Below are 24,520 nucleotides of genomic sequence, written 5' to 3'. Positions count from 1 at the left end.
TAATTTGGCATACCAAGAGGGCACCGTGATGGAATTCGATATGGAACAGACCGTAATGGAATTGCTGATCAACGCTGGTGAAGCGCGTTCCTGCGCCATGATGGCGATTCAGGCCGCCCGAGCGAAGGACTGGGTGGAAGCCGACGCGCAACTGCTGGCCTCTCAAGAGGCGGCAAAAGCAGCCCACCAGATCCAGACTCGGTTGATCGGGCTGGATGAAGGCGAAGGCAAAGTGCCGGTTAATCTGATCATGGTGCACGCTCAGGATCACCTGATGACCGCCATGCTCTGCCGGGATCTGGCCGACGAAATGGTACAACTGCGCAAAGAACTGTTTGGTGGCCCCCACGCCTGATGGCACCGACCGCGCAACAGGGCGCACTTCACCCACTGACGTCGTTCCAGTGTGCTAGTATGTGACTAATATTGATAACAACGCTGTGACTGACTTCGATAAAACAGGGAAGGTGCAAACGATGATGACCATGCTTGACGTGGCAAAGCACGCCGGTGTATCCAAAGCAACGGTATCACGGGTGTTAAACGGTACAGGTCAGGTAAAACAAAGTACGCGTGACGCCGTCTTCAAGGCGATGGAAGAGCTGGGCTATCGCCCTAATTTTCTGGCGCGCTCGCTGGCACAACGCAGTTCAAACAGCCTCGGGTTGGTGGTCTCCAACTTCGACGGCCCCTATTTTGGTCGCCTGCTGCGCCGTGCCGCCGAGCGCACCGAAACCAGCGGCAAGCACCTGATCGTGACCGACGGTCACGATACGCCGGAAGACGAGCAACAGGCGGTACAGCTCCTGATCGATCGCCGCTGTGATGCCATCGTACTCTATACCCGTCACATGTCTGACGCCGCCCTGATGGCATTGCTGGATCAATCCCGGGTGCCTATCGTGGTCATCAATCGTCATCTGCCGATGGCACCTGAGTACTGCGTCTGGTTTGAACAACAACAGGCAGTGTTCCAACTGGTCGATTATCTGGTACAGCAAGGGCACCGCGACATTGCCTGCATCACCGGCCCCATCAACACGCCGACTGCACGCGCCCGTCTGGCCGGTTACCGGCAGGCGCTGGAGCATCATCACATTGCTTACGACCCGCTGCGGGTGGTCAACGGTGATAGCCTGGTCCCCGGCGGTTATCAGGCCGCACGCGAATTACTGGCGCATGACGCTGGTTTTTCCGCACTGTTCGCCAGTAACGACGATATGTGCATCGGTGCGATGAAAGCGCTGCTCGAGGCCGGTAAACGCCTGCCACAGGACGTGTCGCTGTTCGGTTTTGACGATATCCCCAGCGCCCCTTATCTGACGCCCGCGTTATCTACCGTCTATTTACCGATTGAAGAGATGATTAGCGCCGCTATCTCACAGGCGCTGAAGCTGAGCGACGGTTCTCCTGTCACTGCCATCGCGCCGTTTACCGGCGAGCTGAAACTGCGCGCATCGGTCGTCAAAGGCCCCTACGCGCACTGAGTCCGCGCAAACGATTACACCCGCTCCAGCGCCAGCAATTCGTCCAGCGTCTGACGGCGGCGAATCAGTCGCGGCTGCCCTTGTTCGAACAGCACTTCCGCTATCAGCGGGCGGCTGTTGTAGTTGGAAGACATCGACGCACCGTACGCACCGGTATCATGGAACACCAGATAGTCGCCCACCTGCGCGGATGGCAACGCCATCGTCTCCACGCCGCCGCCGGCCTGCTGGGTAAACACATCGCCAGATTCACACAGCGGGCCTGCCACCACAGTATCACGCCGCGGTGACTGGCTCAGGTCACGCCCGTCGCCCGGCAACAGGGTAATATGGTGGTAACTGCCGTACATCGCCGGACGCATCAGGTCGCTGAATCCGGCATCCACCAGCACAAAATGACGGCTGCCCATGTCCTTCACCGCGCGCACCTGCGCCACCAGTACGCCGGACTCTGCCACCAGAAAACGCCCCGGCTCAATTTCCAACGTCACCGGATGCCCCAGGTGTGCGGCAATTTGCTCCCGCGCCCGATTCCACAGGCCATAATAGTGCTGGGTATCAATGCGCTCGCCGCCGTGGTGATACGGAATAGACAACCCGCCGCCCGCAGAAATCGCCTCCAGATCCTGCCCCACCGCCAGTACCTGCTGCACCATCGCCTCGCAGACCTGCTCCAGATGCCGGTAATCCACGCCGGAGCCGATATGCATATGGATACCGACCAGTTTCAGGCGATAACGACTCAGGGCCTCCAGCGCCTGTGGTAAATCGGCATACCAGATGCCGTGTTTACTGTTTTCGCCGCCGGTGTTGGTCTTCTGGCTGTGACCATGTCCAAAACCGGGGTTAATACGCAGCCACACCGGGTGACCCGGCGAACGCTCGCCCAATTGATGCAGCATGTCGATGGAACCGGCGTTCACCGGAATAGCCAGCTCATGCACCCGTTGCAGTGTGGCGTCATCGAGCACATCGGCGGTAAACACAATCTCATGCGCGTCAGTACCCGGCTCAAAACCGGCGGCCAATGCCCGTTCGATTTCACCCAACGAAACCGAATCCACCTTCACGCCCTGCTGGCGCATCAACGCCAAAATATGCAGGTTGGAACAGGCTTTCTGCGCAAAACGGATGGTATCGAACTGGCGCAACTGACCAATGCGCTCAACGATGGTAGCGGCGTCATAGGCCCACAACGGGCAACCAAATTGGGCAGGCAGCGCACGCAGGCTCTGCGCGTTCAACGCATAAGACAGGTCATTCAGATCGTGTGGCATGAATAGAGTACCGAAACGTTATCAGATGTCTGAATTGTGCTGGTCCACAAGCTATAATTCCAATATCCTTTTTCAAAGACTCTATTCATTTTTGATATGGTTAAATTGAGTATAAAGAACAACCTGATGACAATCCCGTCAAGTGCGAAATAGATGTGTTTTCTGGCGTCAAAACTGTGCTGAGGCGGGCGACTTCGCCGGATGCGCGGCAGGGAAGCCGCGCAAGCTCGTGCCGCGTCAGGACAAAAACATCGGGAGCGTTTTTGAACAGCGTTTACGCTGGCCCGAAGGGCGAGCCCCAGGGATGGGGCGAGTAACTGTGTCACGAGCGGTCCGAGCAGCGAATGCGAACGCTGAAGGGACCGCGAAGCGGCGCAGTTTAGCCTCTAGCCCGAGGTCAAGGAGAGGCGGCGTTTGAGCCTCTCCTTGTCGTGCGTGCAGTGATGCTGCAAAGAGACAACCAATGCCATCAAGCACGAAACCTCTCACTGCTCCGGCATAAGCAAAACAACAACGCTGTTAACATCCTAAACAACAAAGAGGGACACATGGCTGAGATATCCCTGCGCCATATTGAGATTTTTCACGCGGTCATGACCACCGGCAACCTGACGGAAGCGGCCGCGCTGCTCAACACCTCACAGCCCACCGTGAGCCGTGAGCTGGCGCGCTTTGAGCACCTGGTGCAGATGCCACTGTTCGAGCGCATTCGCGGGCGGTTACACCCTACCGCGCAAGGGTTGCAGTTATTCGAGGAGGTGCAGCATTCCTATTATGGGTTGGATCGCATCATCAACGCGGCGCAGGATATCCGCCAGTTTCGTCAGGCCCCGCTCTCGGTTGCCTGTTTACCGGTGTTCTCTCAGTCATTACTGCCCGAGGTGTGCCAGCCGTTGCTGGCGCGTTACCCTGAACTCAACCTGCATGTCATCCCACAGGAATCGCCGTTATTGGAAGAGTGGCTCTCCGCACAGCGCCACGACCTGGGGCTAACGGAAAACCTGAATACACCCGCAGGCACCGAACGGCACACCCTGATGGAGCTGAACGAAGTCTGTGTGCTGCCCAGTGGTCACCCACTGTCACACAAGGCGGTACTGACACCAGAGGATTTCCGCGACCAGCCGTTCGTCAGCCTGTCCAGCACCGACAGTTATCGGCAATTGCTGGACCAGCAGTTTGAGCAGGCAAACGTCACACGGCGGCTGGTGTTGGATACCCACAGCGCCGCCTCGGTATGCGCGATGGTACGCGCCGGGGTAGGATTATCGATAGTCAATCCGCTTACCGCCGTGGATTACGCCAGCAGCGGCGCGGTCGTGGTGCGCCGCTTCAGCATCGATGTGCCGTTTACCGTCAGCCTGATTCGCCCGCTGCACCGCCCGGCGTCGACGCTGGTGGCGCAATTCACCGAGCAGTTGCTCGCCTTCGCCGAGCGCTTCCCCGCCCGGTTACAGCGCGTGCTGGCGGCTAACCCGCTCTAAACGCCATCCCCGTTACGCCACCTCACGCAGCGCGCCCAGGTCAATCTGCACGCCGACGCGGCTGCCGGTGGCGTGCAAATCCTCGACCGAGCGATTGAGCACGTCCACCGAGAGTTCCACCTCGCTGACGCGTATCCGATAACGCACCACGTTACCCAACAGGCTATGCCCGATAATGTCCCCGGCCAGCCCGTGTTCCGGCGCGCACAAGCGCACCGACTCCGGGCGCAGCGCCACCTGACCGGCAAACTGCCCACCGGTCAGGCGCATTGCCTCGTCGGCGCTCAGCAGGTTATAGCTGCCGATAAACCCGGCGGCAAACAGACTGGCAGGCTGGGTATAGAGCGACTCCGCGTCGCCATTTTGTACGATTTCACCTTTATTCATCAGCACGATTCGGTCAGACAAGGTCAGCGCCTCTTCCTGATCGTGGGTGACGAAAATCGTCGTCAGCGTCAGTTCCTGCTGGATGCGTCGGATCTGTTCACGCAGGTGGCGACGAATGCGCGCATCCAGTGCGGATAACGGCTCGTCCAGCAATAGCAGACGGGGACGGGTCACCAGTGAACGCGCCAGCGCCACACGCTGGCACTGCCCGCCAGACAACTGATGCGGGTAGCGACGGGCGTAATCGCCCAGTTCCACCAGCGCCAATACCTCCTCGACCCGGCTGTGAATCTCAGCAGCAGGCAGCTTCTGCATCTTCAGGCCGAAGGCCACATTGCCTTCAACAGTCATATTGGGAAACAGCGCATAGTTCTGGAATACCATGCCGATATCACGCTGTTGTGGCGACAGCGGCACGATATCACGGCCCTGTAGCAGAATCTGACCGTTATCCACCGAGGTCAATCCGGCCAGACAACGTAATAACGTCGATTTACCGCAACCACTTGGCCCCAGCAAAGTGACGAACTCGCCCTCATCGGCCGAAAAATGGATATCCTGAAACACTCTGGTCGGCCCGTAGTGTTTATTCAGATTGATGACATCAAGGTAGGCCATGTTCAGCGTGTCCCGTTTTACTCATTGCGAAATTGAATGTGCGAAATTGAATTTGCAACATTAAATGTGCGTCATTCATGAATGGCGATTGAGCGCATTCGCCAGCCAGGTCACCAACAGCACCACCAGAAAATAGGAGATCACCAATGCGCTGGTGAAATGCCCGCTGTCGTTGCGCTTGTTATAGAGGTAGACCTGCAAGGTTTCGTAGTTGGTGCCTGCCAGTAAATTAGCGAACACAAACTCGCCAATCAGGAATGAAAACGACAGCAGTACCGCGATCATCACCCCTTTGCGCAGGTTAGGCAGCACCACCCACAGCGCCGCCTGCCAGGTGCTGGCCCCCAGCAAATGCGCCGCATCCAGCAGTTCCTGCAAATTTATGGCCTGTATATTGTTGGCGATGGCGCGGTAAATAAACGGCAGGGCAATCGTGAAATAACAGCCGATCAGGATCCACGGTGTACCGGTCAGCGCCAGCGGCGGTGCGGAATAGAGCTGTAATAACCCGACTGACGACACCACTGGCGGTACCGCAAACGGCAGCAGAATCAGCACGTTCATCAGCCCGTCGAGCTTCGGAAAGGCCCAGGCGATGACAAACATGGCAGGCAGCACCAACAGCAGTGAAAATAACAACGCCCCAAAACAGATAAGCAGTGAATGGCCCAGCGCGACCAGAAAGCGGCCATCGCGCCACAATTCGATAAACCATTTCAGGGTCAACCCATTGGGTAAAATGGTCGCCCCCCACTCGGTCGCCAGCGCGTAACCCAGCGTGGCGAGCAGCGGTAACATCAGAACCAGTAATATCAGCCATACCACCAGCAGATGGTAACGGCGTTCAGCCTGGGACATGGCAGCCTCCGGTGACAGAATTAGCGAGCAGCATGGAGGTAACTCCGGCGTAGCAGCCATTGGTGAATCGCGGTAATCAGCGCCATCAACACGACCAGCAGCATGGAAAGCGCACTGCCCAGATTAGGGTCCAGCGAGATATCACCGGACACCAGCGCCGCAATGCGCACCGGCACCACGTTGAAATTGCCGGTGGTGAGCGCGTACAAGGTGGCGTAGGCCCCCAGCGCGTTAGCCAGCAGGATGACGAAGGTGCCGAGCAATGCCGGCGTCAGCACCGGAATGCCGATATGCAACCAGTAACGCCAGCGGCTGGCACCCAACAGCGCGGCCGACTCTTGCCATTCGCTGCGCAACCCGTCAAACGCCGGATAGAGCAGTAAAATGCCAAGCGGTATCTGAAAATAGGTATAAATCAGGATCAATCCGTCGCGGGAATACAGCGTAAAGTCGCCAAGCAACCCGTTTTGCCGCAGCAACAGGGTAATAAAACCGTTCAGCCCCAGCATGATCACGAAAGCGAACGCCAGCGGTACACCGGCGAAATTACTGGTCATGTTGGCAAACGACATCACAAAACGCCGCAACCGCCCTTCTCCCAGCTGTTGCAGCGAATAACCGCCAACCAGCGCGATAATCAGCCCGTACAGGCTTGACCAGAATGAAATATCCAGTGAAAAACGCATCGCCTGCAAATAAAACGGCGAGGTCAGTAAATCCTGATAGTTAGCCAGCCCCCAGGCGCTTTCCGTATCACTGTAGAAGCTGTTGACTGCCATCCATACCAGTGGGGCTATCTGAAAGGCGATAAACACCACCAAAAACGGCAGCAATACCAGCGCTGCCAGCCATCGCCTCTTCACACTCGCTCCCCCACACCGCATTTCACCAGCACATCGCGACTCACCGGCTTGTCATGTGGCACACCCAGTAACTGGCACACCGTGCCGCATAACTCGGTTTGTTGTGGTGCGGCATCCGGTCGCAACGAGAATGCGTCGCCGAACACGTACAACGGCACCTGACGTTCTTCCGGCAAGACGCCGCCGTGGCTACGGTCGTCATTCATGCCGTGATCAGCGGTCACCAGCACCTGGTAACCCTCGTCCAGCCAGCGCGGCATCCAGTGCGACAGGTAACCGTCCGCCATACGCGCCCGGTTACGGTACTGCGGGGTGGATAAACCGTGGCGATGCCCGGCGTCGTCAATATTCATCGGGTGAATCAGCAGAAAGTCCGGCTGGTAACGCAGGCGCAGACTTTCCGCGTCTTCAAACAGATGGGAGTCGGGATAACCGTCATCATGGTAGAAGTGGCCGTATTGAATCGGCAGCGACGGCTCGACGGTATGACGGTCGCGCGCCGCCTCAAACGGCGTGCGGTTATACAACTCGCTGACCCAGTGATACGCCGCCGCCGCTGTCGTTAAGCCCGCCTCGCGAGCGTAGTGGAAAATACTGCGCTCGCGGCTTAGCCGGTCGACACCGTTGTGGATAATGCCGCTTCTCACCGGCGTCACCCCCGTGAGAATGCACTCATACAAGGGGCGCGACAGCGAGGGCAACTCGCACTCCATCTGATAGAGGCAACCGCGCCCGGCGGCACACTCCGCCTGCAGGTAGCCCATGGCCTCACGACCCACCTGAAAGCTCAGCCCGTCCAGTATCACCAGAATCGTTTTCATCCCGAACTCCCGAAAGCGTGCTTACTGCTTCATGTTGATGATGACGTTTTCCTGCCACAGACGCGGCAGCGCTTTCACGCTCTTGTCCCAGGCGTCAGCATCCGCGATCGGATGTGCATTTTTATACTGTTCCTGCGGCAGCAACTTGGCCTTTACGTCATCCGGCAGGGTAATGTATTGCGCACGGATCGGGCGGGCATAGCCACGTGCCAGATTGATCTGACCGGCATCAGAGAAGATGTATTCACGCGCCAGTTTGGCGGCGTTCGGGTGTTTGGCGTATTTGTTGATGATGGTGGTATAGCCGGAGATCACCGAACCGTCAGACGGGATCAGCACCTCGAAGCGATCCTTGTTGATCTTGTCGCGGTAGTTCAGGCCGTTGAAATCCCACACTACGCCCACCTGCACTTCGCCTTTCTCGATATTGGCGATAGCCGGGTTAGTCAGGCCGAGGCGGCCTTCTTTGGCGAGTTTGGCAAAGAAATCCAGCGCCGGTTTCAGGTTTTTCTCGTTACCGCCCAGCGCGAAGCTGGCCGCCAGCACCCCGCTTGACGCCTGAGACGCGGTACCAACGTCACCAATAGTCACCACATACTTGCCTTTTTGCAGATCGGCCCAGCTATGCGGAATGTCTTTCACCTGCTGCTTATCGACGATAAACGCAATGGTGCCGGTGTAGGCCATCGCCCAGTGGCCGTCCTTGTCTTTCGCCCAGGCTGGCACCTGGTCCCAGGTGGTCGGCTTGTACGGCTGACTCACGCCTTTTTGCACCGCGACCGGGCCGAAGGCCACACCCACGTCACCGATATCCGCACTGGCGTTCTCTTTCTCTGCGGCGAATTTGGCAATCTCCTGCGCGGAGGACATATCGGTATCACTGTGTTTCAGGCCGTATTTGGTGCTTAAATCGTTCCAGGTATCTTTCCAGTTGGCCCAGCTGTCCGGCATGCCGACGCTGTTAACTTCGCCTTCAGCACGAGCGGCTTTCTCCAGCGCCGCCAAATCCTGCGCCATAACGGCACTCGAAAACAACGCGCTGCTGATTAACACAGAAGACAACAATTTTTTCATCATGATGCTCCATAGCAAGGGGAGTGATACGCTGTTGGTCTGACACTCTGCTGGTCTAGTCCAGCAATAAGTACGCCAATTCAGCACACGGCGATGACGTTTTCATGTCGGCAAGATGACGAGAAGGTTTCAACGCCGGTCTGTAAAGGCGTGTGGACGGCATCGGGTGCCTGTCGGCGCGCTATTTGCATCACCCCAACAGGCATGCAACCTGATAGTCAACAATCCCTGCTATGGTGCAGGCTGCACAATATCAAGGCTTTTTACGATGACGAAAATACAACCGACCACCGTTATCCAGATTGCTGATGCGCTACGAGAACGCCTGCACCGTGGCGAGTTCACGAGTGGCCGACTGCCATCCGAACGGGCGCTCAGCGAGCAGTTCTCCACTACCCGCATCACCCTGCGCGAAGCCCTCACACTGCTGGAATCGCAAGGCATCATTTACCGGGAACTGCGGCGCGGCTGGTTCATCTCACCGCCGCGGCTTAGCTATAATCCGCTGCACAGAAGTCACTTTCATGAAATGGCGGAAAAACAGGGGCGTAAAGCCGCGACCGAAGTGCTGGATGCCGCGGTTGTCGCAGCGAATGCGACTATCGCCCGTCATCTGGAGTTGGAGGAAGGCGCGGAGATCTACCGCATCCGCCGTTTGCGTCGCCTTGATGGCCGTGCGGTGTTGTACGTGGAACACTACCTGAATCCGGTCTGGTTTCCGGGTCTTCTCAATAGCGACCTGAGGCGTTCGCTCACCCAGCTTTACCAGTCACAGTACGATATTCGCTACGGCCGGGTGCGCTTCATCATGCTGCCCTCGCCGCTACCACCGGTGGCCGCACCAGTATTAAAACTCGCCCCCGGCAGCCCGTCGCTGTTTATCACCCGGATCAACCGGGATCAGCATGACCGCATTATCGACTGTGACTGCGAGTACTGGCGTTACGATGCGCTGTATATTGATGTGGAGGCGTGAATCACAATGAAACGGCACCACCTGCAAGGTAGACAGTACCTGCGACGCTTGTGGGTGCTCGGGGTTGAACCGACAGGTGGCAGCATCAGTAACACGAACACGGGCATAAATTCGCGCGCCTTGCTCCACCGCCCTCCCCAAAGTCGGAAAATCACGCTACTATGACGCCCCTTCGTTTTCTGTCAGGCAGTGAGTTTGTATCGTCATGAGTAGTCCAGCCCCAACCGCTCCCGTTTCTGGCATGTCCCAGACTGTCTGGCGTGGCCGCTTTAGCGTCGCCCCGATGCTCGACTGGACTGACCGCCATTGCCGCTACTTTCACCGGTTACTGAGCCATAACGCGTTGCTGTACACCGAGATGGTGACCACCGGTGCGATTTTGCACGGCAAGGGCGATTATCTGGCCTATAGCGACGAAGAACATCCGTTGGCGTTGCAGCTCGGCGGCAGCGACCCGACAGCGCTGGCACAGTGCGCGGTACTGGCGGAACAACGCGGCTATGACGAAATCAACCTCAATGTCGGCTGCCCGTCCGATAGGGTGCAAAATGGCCGTTTCGGTGCCTGCCTGATGGCGGAAGCACAGCTCGTGGCGGACTGCGTAACAGCGATGCGCGAGCGCGTCAGCATTCCGGTTACGGTGAAAACCCGTATCGGTATCGACGATCAGGACAGCTACGAATTTTTATGCGATTTCATCAGCACCGTGTCCGAACAGGGTGGCTGCGACACCTTTATCGTGCATGCCCGTAAAGCCTGGCTTTCTGGCTTAAGCCCGAAGGAAAACCGCGAAATCCCGCCGCTGGATTACCCGCGCGTCTACCAACTCAAGCGCGATTTCCCCTCGCTGACACTGGCGATTAACGGCGGCATCAAAACGCTGGCGGAGGCAAAACAGCACCTGGAACACGTGGATGGCGTGATGGTGGGCCGGGAAGCCTACCAAAACCCCGGAATGCTGGCGCAGGTTGACCGCGATCTGTTTGACGCCACCAGTGTGGTGCCAAATCAGGCGGCCGTGGTGCAGGCGATGTACCCGTATATCGAACGTGAACTCTCTGACGGGGCTGCACTGGGCCATATCACCCGGCACATGCTCGGTCTGTTTCAGGGTATACCCGGCGCACGCCAGTGGCGGCGTTATCTGAGTGAAAATGCCCATAAACCGGGTGCGGATGCATCGGTAGTGGAACACGCGTTATCACTGGTCAATATCGCCTAAAAAAAACCAACTGTTGGTCTTTTTGACCAACAGCCTATTTCCCTCTTCTTACCACCTCATTATAAATCAATGCGTTACCAGAAACCCATTCTGGCATGCTTCTTGTAATACTCTGGCTGTATACGTCATCACACGCAGAATGCGGCGGTTCCTGCGCACGACGTGATTCAATGGCCAAGGAGCACACCATGTTAGAGATTTTCTTCGTTATGGGGTTTTTTATCATGCTGGTGATCACCGGCGTGTCACTACTGGGCGTCATGGTGGCGCTGATTGCCGCTGCCATTGTGATGCTGATTGCCGGGCTGTTTACGATGGCGATAAAAGTCCTGCCGTGGCTGCTGCTGGCCATCGTGGTGGTATGGCTGTGGCGTCGATATCAAGGGTCAGATACCGCCAGTACGCCCTATGACCGCTATCGGAAAAAATATGACTCTCGCTATCGCAGAGGCGGCGGTGACTGGTAACGACACACAGAAAGAGACATCAGAATAGACGTTTTGCAGATAAAAACGCAGGGAATACAAAACTGTGCGCCAGCAAATATTTTTTCCTCACCGCAACTGCTAGCATACTGAGTATTGTCTGCGTCTTCCCGATAACTCAGGGAAAAGCCAGCGACACGATTTCATCGCCGTCAGGAAAATAATAGCCGCTCAGTGGCACTTTCGTGACGATCACCGCGCTGTACCCTACATACAGCTGATGAAATTAGCCTTATGGCGTTTACTGTCTGTGCACAAACACCGGCTCTTACCGGGCCGGTGTTTGTCCTGCCTGAATCGCAATACCGGATCAATCCCCCTGACACGCTCCAACGTCTATGCCCTCACACGCCAGGGGAAGTACCGCGACCTGCCACAGCACGCTGATTACGCGCTGTAGCCCGGAATCAGCAGGCATGAGCCTTGCGTAGTGCGACTTTCCAGCGCACGGTGTGCGGACTGCGCATCTTCCAGCGCGAATTTCTGGCTCTCCGGCACCGTCACATTGATGGCACCGCTGGCAATCAGCCCAAACAGCTCACGGCTGGCGAGCTCCAGTTCCTCGCGGTTGGTGATATAGCTAAACAGCGACGGACGGGTGACATACAGCGACCCTTTCTGGTTGAGGATACCGAGATTGACCCCGGTCACTGGGCCGGACGCGTTGCCGAAGCTCACCATTAACCCGCGCCGTTTCAGACAGTTCAGCGAAGCCTCCCAGGTGTCCTTACCGACCGAGTCATACACCACCGACACTTTCTCTTCGTGCGTTAATTCCAGCACCCGCTGGACGATATCTTCCCGGCGATAATTGATGGTGGCCCAGGCCCCTGCCTGTTTTGCCAGTTCCGCCTTCTGGTCAGAACCGACGGTACCGATTAATTTCGCGCCCAGGGCTTTCGCCCACTGACAGGCGATAAGCCCAACGCCGCCCGCCGCCGCGTGGAATAAAAACACCTCGCCCGGCTTCACTTCATAGGTCTGACGCAGCAGGTAATGCACGGTCAATCCTTTCAGGAATGACGCCGCCGCCTGCTCGAAGCTGATGTTATCCGGCAACAACGCGACTTTGTCCGCCGGTACGTTATGCCGCTCGCTATACGCCCCCAATGCCGACTGGGCATACACCACACGATCGCCCACCTTCAGGTGTGTGACGCTCGCCCCGGCTTTCACCACCACGCCAGCCGCTTCTGTTCCCAATCCCGAGGGGAACGACGGCGGTGAGTACAACCCGGCACGAAAGTAGGTATCAATGAAGTTGATGCCGATGGCGTGGTTTTCCACCTGAACCTCGTTAAGACCCGGCTCGCGCGGTGTGTAATCCACATACTCCAGCACCCCCGGCCCGCCGTGGTCGCTGAACTGAATACGTTTAGCCATGGTGAATCTCCTCGCTCTACTCGTGAGTGCCCGCAGATATCATCGGACGATATGTCATTCTGTATTTAGGATATACAATGCTCCCACACCTTAAGCTAAATCAACCCGTAAAGAACGCGTTTCATGGCAGAAAAAAAACCAACTAAACCGGCAGAATCCCGCGACCGTCAGGTAGAAGGGCTCAAACTTCCGCCCCATTCCATCGAAGCGGAACAGTCGGTGCTAGGGGGGTTGATGCTCGATAACGAGCGTTGGGACAACGTTGCCGAGCGCGTCAGTACCAACGACTTTTTCAACCGTGCCCATCGGCTCATCTTCAACGAGATGCAGCGCCTGCTGGAGATGAGCAAGCCCATTGACCTGATCACCCTGTCAGAGTCACTGGAGCAAAAAGGCGAGCTGGAATCCGCAGGCGGGTTCGCCTACCTGGCGGAAATGGCGAAAAACACCCCCAGCGCGGCGAATATCGGCGCTTATGCCGACATCGTACGTGAACGTGCGGTAGTGCGAGAAATGATCGCCGTCGCCAACGAAATCGCCGACGCGGGCTATGATCCGCAAGGCCGCAGCAGCGAAGAACTGCTTGATCTGGCCGAATCACGCGTGTTTCAAATCGCGGAAAACCGCGCCAGTAAAGATGAAGGCCCCAAAAGTATCGACCGCATTCTGGAAGATACCGTGTCGCGCATCGAGCAGCTTTATCAGCGCCCGCACGACGGCGTTACCGGTGTTTCCAGCGGCTATCAGGACCTGGACAAAAAAACCGCCGGTTTGCAGAAATCAGACCTGATTATCGTGGCAGCACGTCCTTCCATGGGGAAAACCACCTTCGCCATGAACCTGTGCGAAAACGCCGCCATGACACAGGAAAAGCCGGTGCTGATCTTCAGTCTGGAGATGCCCGGCGAACAGATCATGATGCGTATGCTGGCCTCGCTGTCGCGCGTCGACCAAACCCGCATTCGTACCGGTCAGCTCGACGACGAGGACTGGGCGCGCATTTCCAGTACCATGGGGTTGCTGCTGGAAAAACGCAACATGTACATCGATGATTCATCTGGCCTGACCCCTACCGAAGTACGCTCCCGCGCCCGCCGGGTATTCCGCGAGCACGATGGCCTGAGCCTTATCATGATCGACTACCTACAATTGATGCGGGTTCCTTCCTTGTCGGACAACCGAACGCTGGAGATTGCCGAAATTTCCCGTTCACTCAAAGCGTTGGCAAAAGAATTGCAAGTACCGGTCATCGCGCTGTCGCAGCTCAACCGTAGTCTGGAGCAGCGGGCAGATAAACGCCCGGTTAACTCCGACTTACGTGAATCCGGCTCCATCGAGCAGGACGCTGACCTGATCATGTTTATCTATCGTGACGAGGTCTATCACGAAAACAGCGATTTGAAAGGCATCGCGGAAATTATTATAGGTAAGCAGCGTAACGGGCCGATCGGTAGCGTTCGCCTGACCTTTAACGGGCAGTGGTCACGTTTCGACAATTACGCCGGACCACAATACGATGATGAATAAATATGATGACGAATAAACGCACTAAGGACTTAGCATGAAAACGGCAACTGCCGTCATTGATCGTCAGGCTTTGCGCCATAATCTGCAACGTATCCGACAGATGGCACCACAAAGCCGATTGATCGCCATCGTCAAAGCCAACGCCTACGGGCACGGCGCACTGGAAGCCGCCCGCGCCTTTTCCGACGCTGACGGTTACGGCGTTTCCCGCCTTAGCGAAGCGCTGGTACTGCGCGCCGCCGGTATCACCAAACCTATCCTGCTACTGGAAGGTTTCTTTGACGCTGACGAGTTACCGTTGCTGGCCGAACACCAGTTGGAAACCGCGGTACACAGTGAAGAGCAGTTAGCGGCGCTGGAACAGGCGCGCTTGCCGCACCCGCTGACGGTCTGGATGAAGCTCGACACCGGCATGCACCGTCTTGGCGTATTACCGGAACACGCCGACGCGTTTTATACCCGACTGTGCGCCTGCACTAACGTGGTGCAGCCGGTGAACATCATGAGTCACTTTTGCCGCGCCGATGAACCTCAGGTCGATACCACCCAACGCCAGCTCGACTGCTTTGATGCCTTTGTACAAGGCAAGCCGGGCCGTCAGTCCATCGCCGCCTCCGGCGGTATCCTGCTGTGGCCACAGGCGCACCGGGATCAAATCCGCCCCGGCATTATCCAGTACGGTATTTCACCGCTGGCGCAAGGCGATGCCAGTCAGTGGCAGCTTAAACCCGCGATGACATTGACCTCACAGCTGATTGCAGTACGCGAACACCACGCCGGTGAACCGGTGGGATACGGTAGCAACTGGGTCAGCCCGCGTGACACCCGCCTTGGGGTGGTCGCCATCGGCTACGGCGACGGCTATCCGCGTGATGCCAAAAACGGTACACCGGTGTGGGTAAATGGCCGTGAAGTCCCGCTCTCTGGTCGGGTTTCGATGGATATGCTCACCGTCGACCTGGGGCCGGATGCGAAAGACAAGGTGGGTGATGAAGTGATTTTATGGGGCGGTCCGCTGCCGGTAGAACAGGTCGCGGCCTACAACGGCATCAGCGCCTATGAGCTGATCACCCGTCTGACCGCACGTACTCAACTGGAGTACATCGGTTAGTACATCGGCTCATCGCCCTTCCCGATCAGCACTATCGTCGATCAGCACTAATCCGCTGCTATGCAAAAAGCCCGAACCCTGGATGAACCTGGGTTCGGGCTTTCTCACATCATACTGAACCGTTTACTCATGACGCGTCAGCCGCGGAACATCAGCCACGCACAAGCAAGTGATTAGTTATACAGCTCGGCAACTGCGCGCATCTGGTCATCACCGGTCGCAGAGATGATGCGGAAAGATTTGGCACCGGCGGCATCTGCTTTTACTGACAACTGATGCTGTACATCATCCAGGGTACGACCGGTAACAGACACGGTCCCGATGTCACGGCTCTGCGCTGACTGAACTTCAGTCGCTGCCATAGAACCGAAAGAGATAGTCGCCAGAACAGCAGCTGCAACAACAGTTTTGATTGATTTCATGATAAGCCTCTTCACATTATTCGGGTCGGGAAGGCTCGTTCGCCTTCGATGTGAAGCAGGATAGCGCCGTTAGCAGTCTGTTAAAACCGGGTTAATTTGCCGATATCAATCAAATAAATTGAATAAAAAAAGGCACCAAAAGATAAGCAAAAACGATCTTTTGGTGCGCAATGGCGGGTTATTATCCCGAAAAATACGATAAACAATATAGCTTTACGTTACATTACACAGAATATACAAACTTTTATTCTGCCTTACCCAACCATTCAGAAATGATATTCCGATATTCGCCCGTTGATTTAGACAAATGCAGCCATTGGTCCACGTATAACTTCCAGCTCATGTCGTCACGCGGCAGCATGTAGGCTTTCTCGCCATACTGCATCGGTGAGGCGGGATTAACCGCACACAGTTGCGGATAACGCTTTTGCTGGTACAACGCTTCGGACGCATCGGTAATCATCACATCTGCCTGCTTATCCACCAGTTGCTGGAAGATGGTCACATTGTCGTGCAACGCCAGATGGGCATTCGGCAAATGGGCATGTACAAACGCCTCGTTGGTGCCCCCCGCCGGTTCGATAACCCGCACCGAGGGCTGATTAATCTGCGCTACCGTCTGGTATTTGTCCTTGTCGTCACAGCGCACCAGCGGGATCTTGCCATCCACATCCAGCGTATTCGAGAAAAAGGCCTTCTTCTGGCGCTCCAGCGTGACAGAAATCCCGCCCATAGCGATATCGCACTGGTCGGACTGAAAATCTGGCATCAGGGTTTTCCAGCTGGTTTTCACCCACTCCACCTTCACGCCCAGGCTTTTCGCCAGCGACTGCGCCATCGCAATATCGATACCTTCGTAACTGCCATCCGCCCGCAGCGAGGTATACGGCTTATAGTCCCCGGTGGTACAGACCTTCAGCACCCCACGTTCCTGAACCTGATCAAGATGAGAAGCCGCGCTGGCACTACCGGCCAGCCCCAATAACAACATCAATGAGAACCGTTTTTTCATGAAATTTCCCTGCACGTCACGCCTGTCTGGCAAAAACGTCACTGTAGCACGCCATATTCACCAATATCGACGTTGACCCTTTTTTTTCGCCCCGTTATAACTCGTTGATTTTCAATGATGACAAAGGTGGGTTTTAAAAAAGGGTTTCACGACCCAAAACACGACTTTCCCTTTCAACATCAAGCCATAAGCGATAAATTGCTACAGTGAACTGCCGCATAGGCAGCTTAGAAATCGACGCTGCTGATCCGAAAGCCTGGTATCTCGTGAACTGCCGCATAGGCAGCTTAGAAAGCGGGAGACCCGACGAAAGATGGGGAACCAATGTGAACTGCCGCATAGGCAGCTTAGAAATCTACTCGTGGAAGGTTCCCCGGTGTTGCTCGGTGAACTGCCGCATAGGCAGCTTAGAAAACCGTAACGTTTAGCGAAATGCAGGACTCAATGTGAACTGCCGCATAGGCAGCTTAGAAAGCAGCTAAAAACGACTCGGTAAAGTGCCTGATGTGAACTGCCGCATAGGCAGCTTAGAAACGCGCAAGGCGGGTTTGTACGCCGGTTGACCGGTGAACTGCCGCATAGGCAGCTTAGAAAGCGCTGACCAGTAAAGGGAAAGACGAGCGCGCGTGAACTGCCGCATAGGCAGCTTAGAAAACTCGCAGCCAGCGGGTAACCCAGTACTTTGGGTGAACTGCCGCATAGGCAGCTTAGAAATGACGATGGACAGTGCGCCAATCGAGACGGAGGTGAACTGCCGCATAGGCAGCTTAGAAATCGCGGCATTGCGTTTCAACTCGACGACGAGGGTGAACTGCCGCATAGGCAGCTTAGAAATTGAGACTGTGCTTTCAAGGTATACAAGCTAGGTTCACTGCCGTGTAGGCAGCTTAGAAATGCCGTCTGGCAGGGTGAGGTATGTCGGTTTGGTGAACTGCCGCGTAGGCAGCTTAGAAACAGTCTGACAGGCATTCATCAATCAACGCCTTGTGAACTGCCGTACAGGCAGCGGTGGTGGGGTTACTGGCGTTAAAACTACGCTGAGGTGGGCGACTTCGCCGGATGCACGGCATGGATGCCGTGCAAGCCCATTCCGCGTAAGGAACGCGTAATGGGCGGTCCGAACAGCGAAGGCGAACGCCGAAGGCACCGCGTTAGCGGCGTAGTTTAGCCACTAAGCCAGAGGTCAAGGAGAGGTGGCGCTTGCACCTCTCCTTGTCGTGCGTGCGATGATGTGGCAAAGAGGCGACACGGTCTATCCCGCACGAAACCACCCACCGCCCCAACATACATTCGACAAACACATTCGCCAGCAGCACCCCGGCTGTTTACCAACAGCCCAAAAACACTACTCCACCGTCAACACCGCTACCGCCTTTTTACGCTGTTTGATGGCATAACCTGCCCCCAGCGCCAGCAGCCAGAACGGAATCAGCCACACGGAAATCTGAATGCCCGGCGTCATTGCCATGATCACCAGAATCCCGGCAAGAAACAGCAGGCACAGAATGTTGGTCAGCGGGTAGCCCAGGCTTTTGAAGCGGGTTTCCTGATGCGCACGCTGTTTCGCCTGGCGGAATTTCAAATGGGTAATGCTGATCATCGCCCAGTTGATCACCAGTGCAGACACCACCAGCGCCATCAGCAGTTCAAACGCTTTACCCGGCATCAGGTAGTTGAGCAGCACGCACAACGCGGTTGCCAGTGCCGATACCCCCAATGACACCAACGGAATACCACGGCGGTTGACCGAAAGCAGAACACGCGGCGCGTTACCCTGCTGCGCCAGCCCGAACAGCATCCGGCTATTGCAGTACACACAGCTGTTGTACACCGACAACGCGGCGGAGAGCACCACCAGATTCAGCACATTTGCCACCAGATTGCTATCCAGCGCGTGGAAAATCAGCACGAACGGGCTGCCGCCTTCCACCACTTTCTGCCACGGATACAGCGACAGCAGTACCGCCAGCGCCCCCACATAAAACAGCAGGATGCGGTAAATCACCTGATTGGTGGCACGTGGAATACTGCGTTGCGGGTCGTCCGCTTCGGCGGCGGTGATCCCCACCAGCTCCAGCCCGCCGAAGGAAAACATGATCACTGCCATCGCCATCACCATGCCGCTGACACCGTTCGGGAAGAAGCCACCGTGCTGCCACAGGTTGGCGACACTGGCATCCGGCCCGCCCGTACCGCTCAACAGCAGATAGCCACCAAACACGATCATGCCGATAATCGCTGCCACTTTGATGATGGAAAACCAAAACTCCAGCTCGCCGTAGACCTTCACCGTGCTCAGGTTGATGGCATTAATCGCGACAAAAAACACCGCCGCCGACACCCAGGTCGGCACACCCGGCCACCAATACTGAATATAGATACCCACGGCGCTCAGTTCCGCCATGCTTACCAGCACATACAGCACCCAGTAATTCCAGCCGGACATAAACCCGGCAAAATGCCCCCAGTAGTGGTTAGCGAAATGGCTAAACGAACCGGCTACCGGCTCTTCCACCACCATTTCCCCCAACTGACGCATAATAAAAAAAGCAATCACGCCCGCAATGGCGTACCCCAGCAGCACCGACGGCCCCGCCATACGAATCGTCTGTGCAATGCCAAGAAACAAGCCGGTCCCGACCGCCCCACCCAGCGCAATCAGCTGGATATGACGGTTCTTCAGCCCGCGTTTCAGTTGGCTGTCTTGTTGTGTGTTCATCACCCTGTCTCCCAGAAAGTGGGTTAATTGTTATCGCTGTCGTCACACAAGGAGCAATTATCAGGCCAACCCCCACACCGTTTACCCGCAAGGCGTGTTTAAGGTACTTAACAAACTGAATCAATTTGGAAAAAATCGCTTATTCACATTCCTCGCAACAAAACGGCCATTGCGTTTGTTTGGCGCAAAAAACAGGCAAAACTCGCATGCAACCAACGAAATACCGGGCATTCATACACAACAACGAACCAGAATGGTGCAAACGCTTAGCCGGAAAAATGTGCTGGCGGCATAAGATGTCAAACAACGAACTTCCGGAAGGGAAAAAAGCTGATAGTCTGTAGGCTTTATGCTTCTGGCAAGGCAGGGCTATGTACAACATTGATGATTTTGATTTGAAGATCCTCACATTGCTGCAGGCAAACGGACGCCTGACTAATCAGGAGCTCAGCGATCTGGTTGGGTTGTCTGCCTCACAGTGCTCCCGTCGTCGTATCGCCCTCGAACAGGCGCAACTGATTCTCGGCTATCACGCCCGGCTGGCTCCCGATGCGGTTGGGCTGGAAGTCATGAGCCTGATTGAAGTGCGGCTCATCAATCACACGCAGGAATGTGTCGAGAGCTTCCATCAGATGCTCGGCGAAGTAGACGCCATTATCGATGCCTACAAAACCACCGGTGACGCCGATTACATGCTCAAAGTGGCGGTCGCGGATTTACACGGCCTGAGCGCGCTCATCAGCGAAATTCTGGCGCGCAATAAAAGCGTGGCGCACCTGAAAACCTCCGTGGTGCTCAACCGCCTGAAAGAGAATGGGTTAATGGCTCCGGCCGTCTCGGCGCTCTGATTCAGTGCACACCGTGCTTCATTATGGTGCAGGACGGCATACCCCCTGCATCACCCCACCACAAAATGCACGATATCTACACAAAAAACGCCAATCACGCACGATACGTGTAAAAATTTTCGTTTAATGCTTTCAATACGTTAACGTGATTACAGCGTAAAAAAACAACCCTGGGCTACATGCACCACGCCATCTGGTGTGCTTTTTGCTTGAAAAGACAGGTATTCCTTCTTTTATCAGGCACGTTTCCATGGATAACGTCATTACACCACAACCCGCTTCACACACGCTGCTGGAAGACATTCTGGCGCTACTTATCGGCACCCTGATGGTGTCTTTCGGGGTGATTCTGCTGCGTCAGGCGGGCGCGCTCACCGGCGGCACCGCTGGCATGGCGTTTCTGTTGCACTACGCGACCCATATCTCGTTCGGCACCGCGTTCTTCCTGCTGAATCTGCCGTTTTATTACCTCGCTATTCGGCGCATGGGCTGGGCATTTACCGTTAAAACCTTCTGCGCGGTGGCGATGGTCTCGCTGTTTTCCGACCTGCACCCGCTCTTCATCCACTTTGACCACCTGCAACCGGTTTACGCCACGCTGTTTGGCAACCTGATCATGGGGCTGGGGTTTATCGTACTGTTTCGCCATCGCGCCAGTCTGGGTGGAGTGAATATTCTGGCGCTCTATTTACAGGATAAAAGTGGAATCCGCGCCGGAAAATTCCAGATGGCGGTAGACGTGACCATTGTGCTGGCTTCCCTGTTCGTGGTAAGCATACCCATGCTGATCGCATCGGTATGCGGGGCGGCGGCGCTGAATCTGATTATTGCCATGAATCATCGCCCCGGCCGTTATATCGCCTAGCGAACAGCCTGACTTTTTATACCTGAGGAGAGTGACCAACGTGTTCCAGAATGTCGACGCCTATGCTGGCGACCCTATCCTGTCCCTGATGGAAAAATTCAAGCAGGATCCCCGTACTGATAAAGTCAACCTCAGTATCGGGTTGTATTACGACGGGCAAGGCGTCATTCCTCAGTTGCAGGCGGTCAACGCCGCAGAAACCCAGTTGCAGGCAGAGCCGCAACACGCCTCAGTTTACCTGCCGATGGAAGGTCTGGCCGCTTACCGCAGCGCGGTACAAACGCTGCTGTTCGGCGAGCACCACCCGGCGCTGACCGCCCAGCGTGTCGCCACCATCCAGACCCTGGGCGGCTCCGGCGCGCTGAAAGTGGGGGCCGATTTCCTCAAACGTTATTTCCCGGACTCCGAAGTCTGGGTCAGCGACCCGACCTGGGAAAACCACATCGCGATTTTCTCCGGTGCCGGTTTTCAGGTACATACCTACCCGTACTTTGATGCCGATACGCTGGGCGTCAACGTAGAAGGGATGATCAGCGCGCTGAAACAACTGCCGCCGCGCAGCATCGTGCTGCTGCACCCCTGCTGCCACAACCCGACCGGCTCAGACCTGACCCACGCCGAGTGGGACCGCGTCATCGAAGTGCTGATCAAAGGCGAGCTGGTGCCGTTTCTGGATATCGCTTATCAGGGCTTTGGCGGTGGCATGGACGACGATGCCTACGCCATTCGCGCCATCGCCAGTGCGGGCCTGCCTGCGCTGGTCAGCAACTCGTTTTCTAAAATCTTCTCGCTGTATGGCGAGCGCGTCGGCGGCTTGTCCGTCGTGTGTGAAGACCAGGACGCCGCCAGCCGCGTATTGGGCCAGTTGAAAGCCACCGTGCGCCGCAACTACTCCAGCCCGCCGAACTTCGGCGCACAGGTGGTATCACGCGTACTGAACGACAGCACGCTCAACGCCAGCTGGCACGCAGAAGTGGAAGCGATGCGCCTGCGTATTCAGGAAATGCGCCAGACGCTGGTGAACGAACTGAAAAAAGCGCTACCGGAGCGTGACTTTGACTACCTGCTGACCCAACGCGGCATGTTCAGCTACACCGGCTTTAGCGCCGCACAGGTAGACCGCCTGCGCGAAGAGTTCGGTGTGTATCTCATCGCCAGCGGCCGTGTTTGCATCGCCGGGTTAAACCATCACAACGTACAGCGCGTCGCTGCTGCCTTCGCCGCCGTACAGTAAGTTATTCCTTTCACTTTTTTACGCCCTTTCCCCCAGCCGGTAACGGTTGGGGGATTTTTTTCCTTGCAGGAAACGGCTATGCCCGCCGGGGATGGGCTGTTGGCAACAGCCGAGGTGCTGCTGGCGAATGTGTTTGTCGAATGTATGTGGGGGCGGTGGGTGGTTTCGTGCGGGATAAACCGTGTCGCTTCTTTGCCACATCATCGCACGCACGACAAGGAGAGGTGCAAGCGCCACCTCTCCTTGACCTCTGGCTGAGTGGCTAAACTACGCCGCTGACGCGGTGCCTTCGGCGTTCGCCTTCGCTGTTCGGACCGCCCATTACGCGTTCCTTACGCGGAATGGGCTTGCACGGCATCCATGCCGTGCATCCGGCGAAGTCGCCCACCTCAGCGTAGTTTTAACGCCAGTAAACCCGTCAACCACTGCCTGTACGGCAGTGAACGCAGCCTTGCAAACCAGTTTTTATTAGTGCTCTTTCTAAGCTGCCTGTGCGGCAGTGAACAATCTGCCCACCTTTGAGAGCAGATATCACCATTTCTAAGCTGCCTACTCGGCAGTGAACTTGACGACCCGGCAACGCCGGGGAGCCGAAGGTTTCTAAGCTGCCTATGCGGCAGTGAACGCGCGCTGAGCAACGTATGGAAATCCGTCACCTTTCTAAGCTGCCTATGCGGCAGTGAACACGAAGACATGATGCTCGTTTTTCTGGCCCTGATTTCTAAGCTGCCTACACGGCAGTGAACCTGCTCCACTTGGCAATAATAGACAATGCACGTTTCTAAGCTGCCTACACGGTAGTGAACAATTCGCTGAGGGCGTGCTTACCATCCCTGCATTTCTAAGCTGCCTACACGGTAGTGAACATCGACAAGTTCAACGACGAAAACCCGGATATTTTCTAAGCTGCCTACACGGTAGTGAACATCCGGTCATACCCCATCGGGTCGCTGTAATATTTCTAAGCTGCCTATGCGGCAGTGAACTTTTCGCGACGCAAAAACATCGCATTCATGTGTTTCTAAGCTGCCTATGCGGCAGTGAACTGGACGCTAAAACCAAATCTGGAGTTACTCGCTTTCTAAGCTGCCTATGCGGCAGTGAACATAGGACTCAGGCACCACTTCATCCGTTTTATTTTCTAAGCTGCCTATGCGGCAGTGAACGCCGTCTTTCCCATCATCCTTGAATTTCTTCTTTTCTAAGCTGCCTATGCGGCAGTGAACTGCGGTTTGCGCTGTCACAGCCCGCACCGCTTTTTCTAAGCTGCCTATGCGGCAGTGAACTCGCCTGCCCCGGGCGGGTTGGCAGCACCAACTTTCTAAGCTGCCTATGCGGCAGTGAACTGAACAGCGTCAGCTTGAGCGGAAGGCCGCACTTTCTAAGCTGCCTATGCGGCAGTGAACTCATCGACATCAAAGATGAGTGATTAACGCGTTTTCTAAGCTGCCTATGCGGCAGTGAACTGCGGCAGTTGGCACAGCGGCCACAGTAGCGCTTTCTAAGCTGCCTATGCGGCAGTGAACAAGATAAAAACCATGGGCGCAAGCCCATTAACCTTTCTAAGCTGCCTATGCGGCAGTGAACCCGGTATTGTGGCCATGGTCGCCGCACTGGTGTTTCTAAGCTGCCTATGCGGCAGTGAACGCGACCAGTTCAGCGTTGACCGAGCGCTTATTTTTCTAAGCTGCCTATGCGGCAGTGAACCATTCCAACACAACGCAGCAACGAGTCATCAATTTCTAAGCTGCCTATGCGGCAGTGAACTCAAGAACCCAGCGGCGAAACTGTTTGGCAATTTTCTAAGCTGCCTATGCGGCAGTGAACCCCATAAAGCCCAGGCATTA

Annotated in this window: 21 protein-coding genes and 1 CRISPR repeat array; of the genes, 11 read left to right on the top strand and 10 right to left on the bottom strand. The window is 56.1% G+C overall.

All coding sequences use genetic code 11. The features are described from left to right. Positions 1–28 precede the first annotated feature (28 nt). Positions 29–355 carry a PTS lactose/cellobiose transporter subunit IIA gene (locus tag LF929_RS03690; RefSeq protein ID WP_038905539.1) on the top strand — a complete coding sequence of 109 codons (327 nt, stop codon included), beginning with the start codon at positions 29–31 and terminating at the stop codon, positions 353–355. A gap of 121 nt (positions 356–476) precedes the next feature. Continuing rightward, the gene (locus LF929_RS03685) at positions 477–1,487 is read left to right on the top strand and encodes a LacI family DNA-binding transcriptional regulator (protein ID WP_210174548.1); all 1,011 of its coding nucleotides are present in this window, start codon (positions 477–479) and stop codon (positions 1,485–1,487) included. Between the two features lie 14 nt (positions 1,488–1,501). Here the strand turns inward: LF929_RS03685 and lysA are convergent, their stop codons facing one another. Continuing rightward, a complete protein-coding gene (lysA, locus tag LF929_RS03680) occupies positions 1,502–2,764 on the bottom strand; it encodes a diaminopimelate decarboxylase (protein ID WP_038908949.1) in 1,263 nt (420 codons plus the stop codon). Positions 2,765–3,312: 548 nt separating this feature from the next. Here lysA and LF929_RS03675 point away from each other — a divergent pair. Then, entirely contained in the window at positions 3,313–4,248 is a 936-nt protein-coding gene (locus tag LF929_RS03675; protein WP_226092503.1) for a LysR family transcriptional regulator, read from the top strand. A gap of 12 nt (positions 4,249–4,260) precedes the next feature. On the opposite strand, the gene LF929_RS03670 is transcribed toward LF929_RS03675, so the two are convergent. From LF929_RS03670 to LF929_RS03650, 5 genes are all read right to left on the bottom strand, one after another. After that, on the bottom strand, positions 4,261–5,253 hold the full coding sequence (locus LF929_RS03670) for an ABC transporter ATP-binding protein (protein ID WP_210194042.1): 993 nt from the start codon (positions 5,251–5,253) through the stop codon (positions 4,261–4,263). Between the two features lie 75 nt (positions 5,254–5,328). Then, positions 5,329–6,111: an ABC transporter permease gene (locus tag LF929_RS03665; protein ID WP_029456181.1), complete on the bottom strand. Its 783-nt coding sequence runs from the start codon at positions 6,109–6,111 to the stop codon at positions 5,329–5,331. 20 nt (positions 6,112–6,131) lie between these two features. Then, complete coding sequence (locus LF929_RS03660; RefSeq protein ID WP_012886053.1) at positions 6,132–6,974, bottom strand: ABC transporter permease subunit; 843 nt, start codon at positions 6,972–6,974, stop codon at positions 6,132–6,134. Continuing rightward, positions 6,971–7,795 carry an alkaline phosphatase family protein gene (locus tag LF929_RS03655; protein WP_226092504.1) on the bottom strand — a complete coding sequence of 275 codons (825 nt, stop codon included), beginning with the start codon at positions 7,793–7,795 and terminating at the stop codon, positions 6,971–6,973. The genes LF929_RS03660 and LF929_RS03655 overlap by 4 nt, the downstream gene beginning before the upstream one ends. Positions 7,796–7,816: 21 nt before the next feature. Further along, a complete protein-coding gene (locus LF929_RS03650; RefSeq protein WP_023640685.1) occupies positions 7,817–8,869 on the bottom strand; it encodes an ABC transporter substrate-binding protein in 1,053 nt (350 codons plus the stop codon). Between the two features lie 268 nt (positions 8,870–9,137). Between LF929_RS03650 and LF929_RS03645 the strand changes: the two genes are divergently transcribed. The 3 genes from LF929_RS03645 (at position 9,138) to pspG (ending at position 11,534) form a co-directional block, all read left to right on the top strand. Then, complete coding sequence (locus LF929_RS03645; protein WP_226092505.1) at positions 9,138–9,845, top strand: UTRA domain-containing protein; 708 nt, start codon at positions 9,138–9,140, stop codon at positions 9,843–9,845. Between the two features lie 205 nt (positions 9,846–10,050). Beyond that, on the top strand, positions 10,051–11,067 hold the full coding sequence (gene dusA / locus LF929_RS03640) for a tRNA dihydrouridine(20/20a) synthase DusA (RefSeq protein ID WP_226092506.1): 1,017 nt from the start codon (positions 10,051–10,053) through the stop codon (positions 11,065–11,067). Positions 11,068–11,255: 188 nt separating this feature from the next. Further along, the gene (gene pspG, locus LF929_RS03635) at positions 11,256–11,534 is read left to right on the top strand and encodes an envelope stress response protein PspG (RefSeq protein ID WP_038905552.1); all 279 of its coding nucleotides are present in this window, start codon (positions 11,256–11,258) and stop codon (positions 11,532–11,534) included. A 405-nt stretch (positions 11,535–11,939) separates the two neighbouring features. Here the strand turns inward: pspG and LF929_RS03630 are convergent, their stop codons facing one another. After that, the gene (locus LF929_RS03630) at positions 11,940–12,935 is read right to left on the bottom strand and encodes a quinone oxidoreductase (RefSeq protein WP_210176229.1); all 996 of its coding nucleotides are present in this window, start codon (positions 12,933–12,935) and stop codon (positions 11,940–11,942) included. A 123-nt stretch (positions 12,936–13,058) separates the two neighbouring features. Here LF929_RS03630 and dnaB point away from each other — a divergent pair, with 123 nt between their 5' ends. Further along, a complete protein-coding gene (gene dnaB / locus LF929_RS03625) occupies positions 13,059–14,462 on the top strand; it encodes a replicative DNA helicase (protein WP_038905554.1) in 1,404 nt (467 codons plus the stop codon). Between the two features lie 34 nt (positions 14,463–14,496). Continuing rightward, positions 14,497–15,573, top strand: coding sequence for an alanine racemase (alr, locus tag LF929_RS03620; RefSeq protein WP_210176230.1), 1,077 nt, complete (start codon positions 14,497–14,499; stop codon positions 15,571–15,573). A gap of 173 nt (positions 15,574–15,746) precedes the next feature. On the opposite strand, the gene LF929_RS03615 is transcribed toward alr, so the two are convergent. The 3 genes from LF929_RS03615 to LF929_RS03605 form a co-directional block, all read right to left on the bottom strand. Continuing rightward, on the bottom strand, positions 15,747–15,995 hold the full coding sequence (locus LF929_RS03615) for a DUF1471 domain-containing protein (RefSeq protein ID WP_016940522.1): 249 nt from the start codon (positions 15,993–15,995) through the stop codon (positions 15,747–15,749). A gap of 244 nt (positions 15,996–16,239) precedes the next feature. Further along, complete coding sequence (locus LF929_RS03610; protein ID WP_012886069.1) at positions 16,240–17,007, bottom strand: transporter substrate-binding domain-containing protein; 768 nt, start codon at positions 17,005–17,007, stop codon at positions 16,240–16,242. 206 nt (positions 17,008–17,213) lie between these two features. Continuing rightward, positions 17,214–17,961: a CRISPR direct-repeat array (repeat unit 28 nt; unit sequence GTGAACTGCCGCATAGGCAGCTTAGAAA). Between the two features lie 391 nt (positions 17,962–18,352). After that, complete coding sequence (locus tag LF929_RS03605; RefSeq protein WP_012886070.1) at positions 18,353–19,726, bottom strand: amino acid permease; 1,374 nt, start codon at positions 19,724–19,726, stop codon at positions 18,353–18,355. Between the two features lie 371 nt (positions 19,727–20,097). Here LF929_RS03605 and LF929_RS03600 point away from each other — a divergent pair, with 371 nt between their 5' ends. From LF929_RS03600 to LF929_RS03590, 3 genes are all read left to right on the top strand, one after another. After that, positions 20,098–20,574: an Lrp/AsnC family transcriptional regulator gene (locus LF929_RS03600; RefSeq protein WP_016940523.1), complete on the top strand. Its 477-nt coding sequence runs from the start codon at positions 20,098–20,100 to the stop codon at positions 20,572–20,574. A gap of 250 nt (positions 20,575–20,824) precedes the next feature. Continuing rightward, a complete protein-coding gene (locus LF929_RS03595; protein ID WP_210174552.1) occupies positions 20,825–21,439 on the top strand; it encodes a YitT family protein in 615 nt (204 codons plus the stop codon). Positions 21,440–21,479: 40 nt separating this feature from the next. Continuing rightward, positions 21,480–22,673 (top strand): amino acid aminotransferase, encoded by a 1,194-nt coding sequence (locus LF929_RS03590; protein ID WP_226092507.1) that lies wholly within the window; start codon positions 21,480–21,482, stop codon positions 22,671–22,673. Positions 22,674–24,520 lie beyond the last annotated feature (1,847 nt).

Source organism: Dickeya oryzae (assembly GCF_020406815.2).
Taxonomy (GTDB): domain Bacteria; phylum Pseudomonadota; class Gammaproteobacteria; order Enterobacterales; family Enterobacteriaceae; genus Dickeya; species Dickeya oryzae.
The sequence above is the reverse complement of the archived record's forward strand: the minus strand, read 5'-3'. Positions and strand labels throughout refer to the sequence as shown.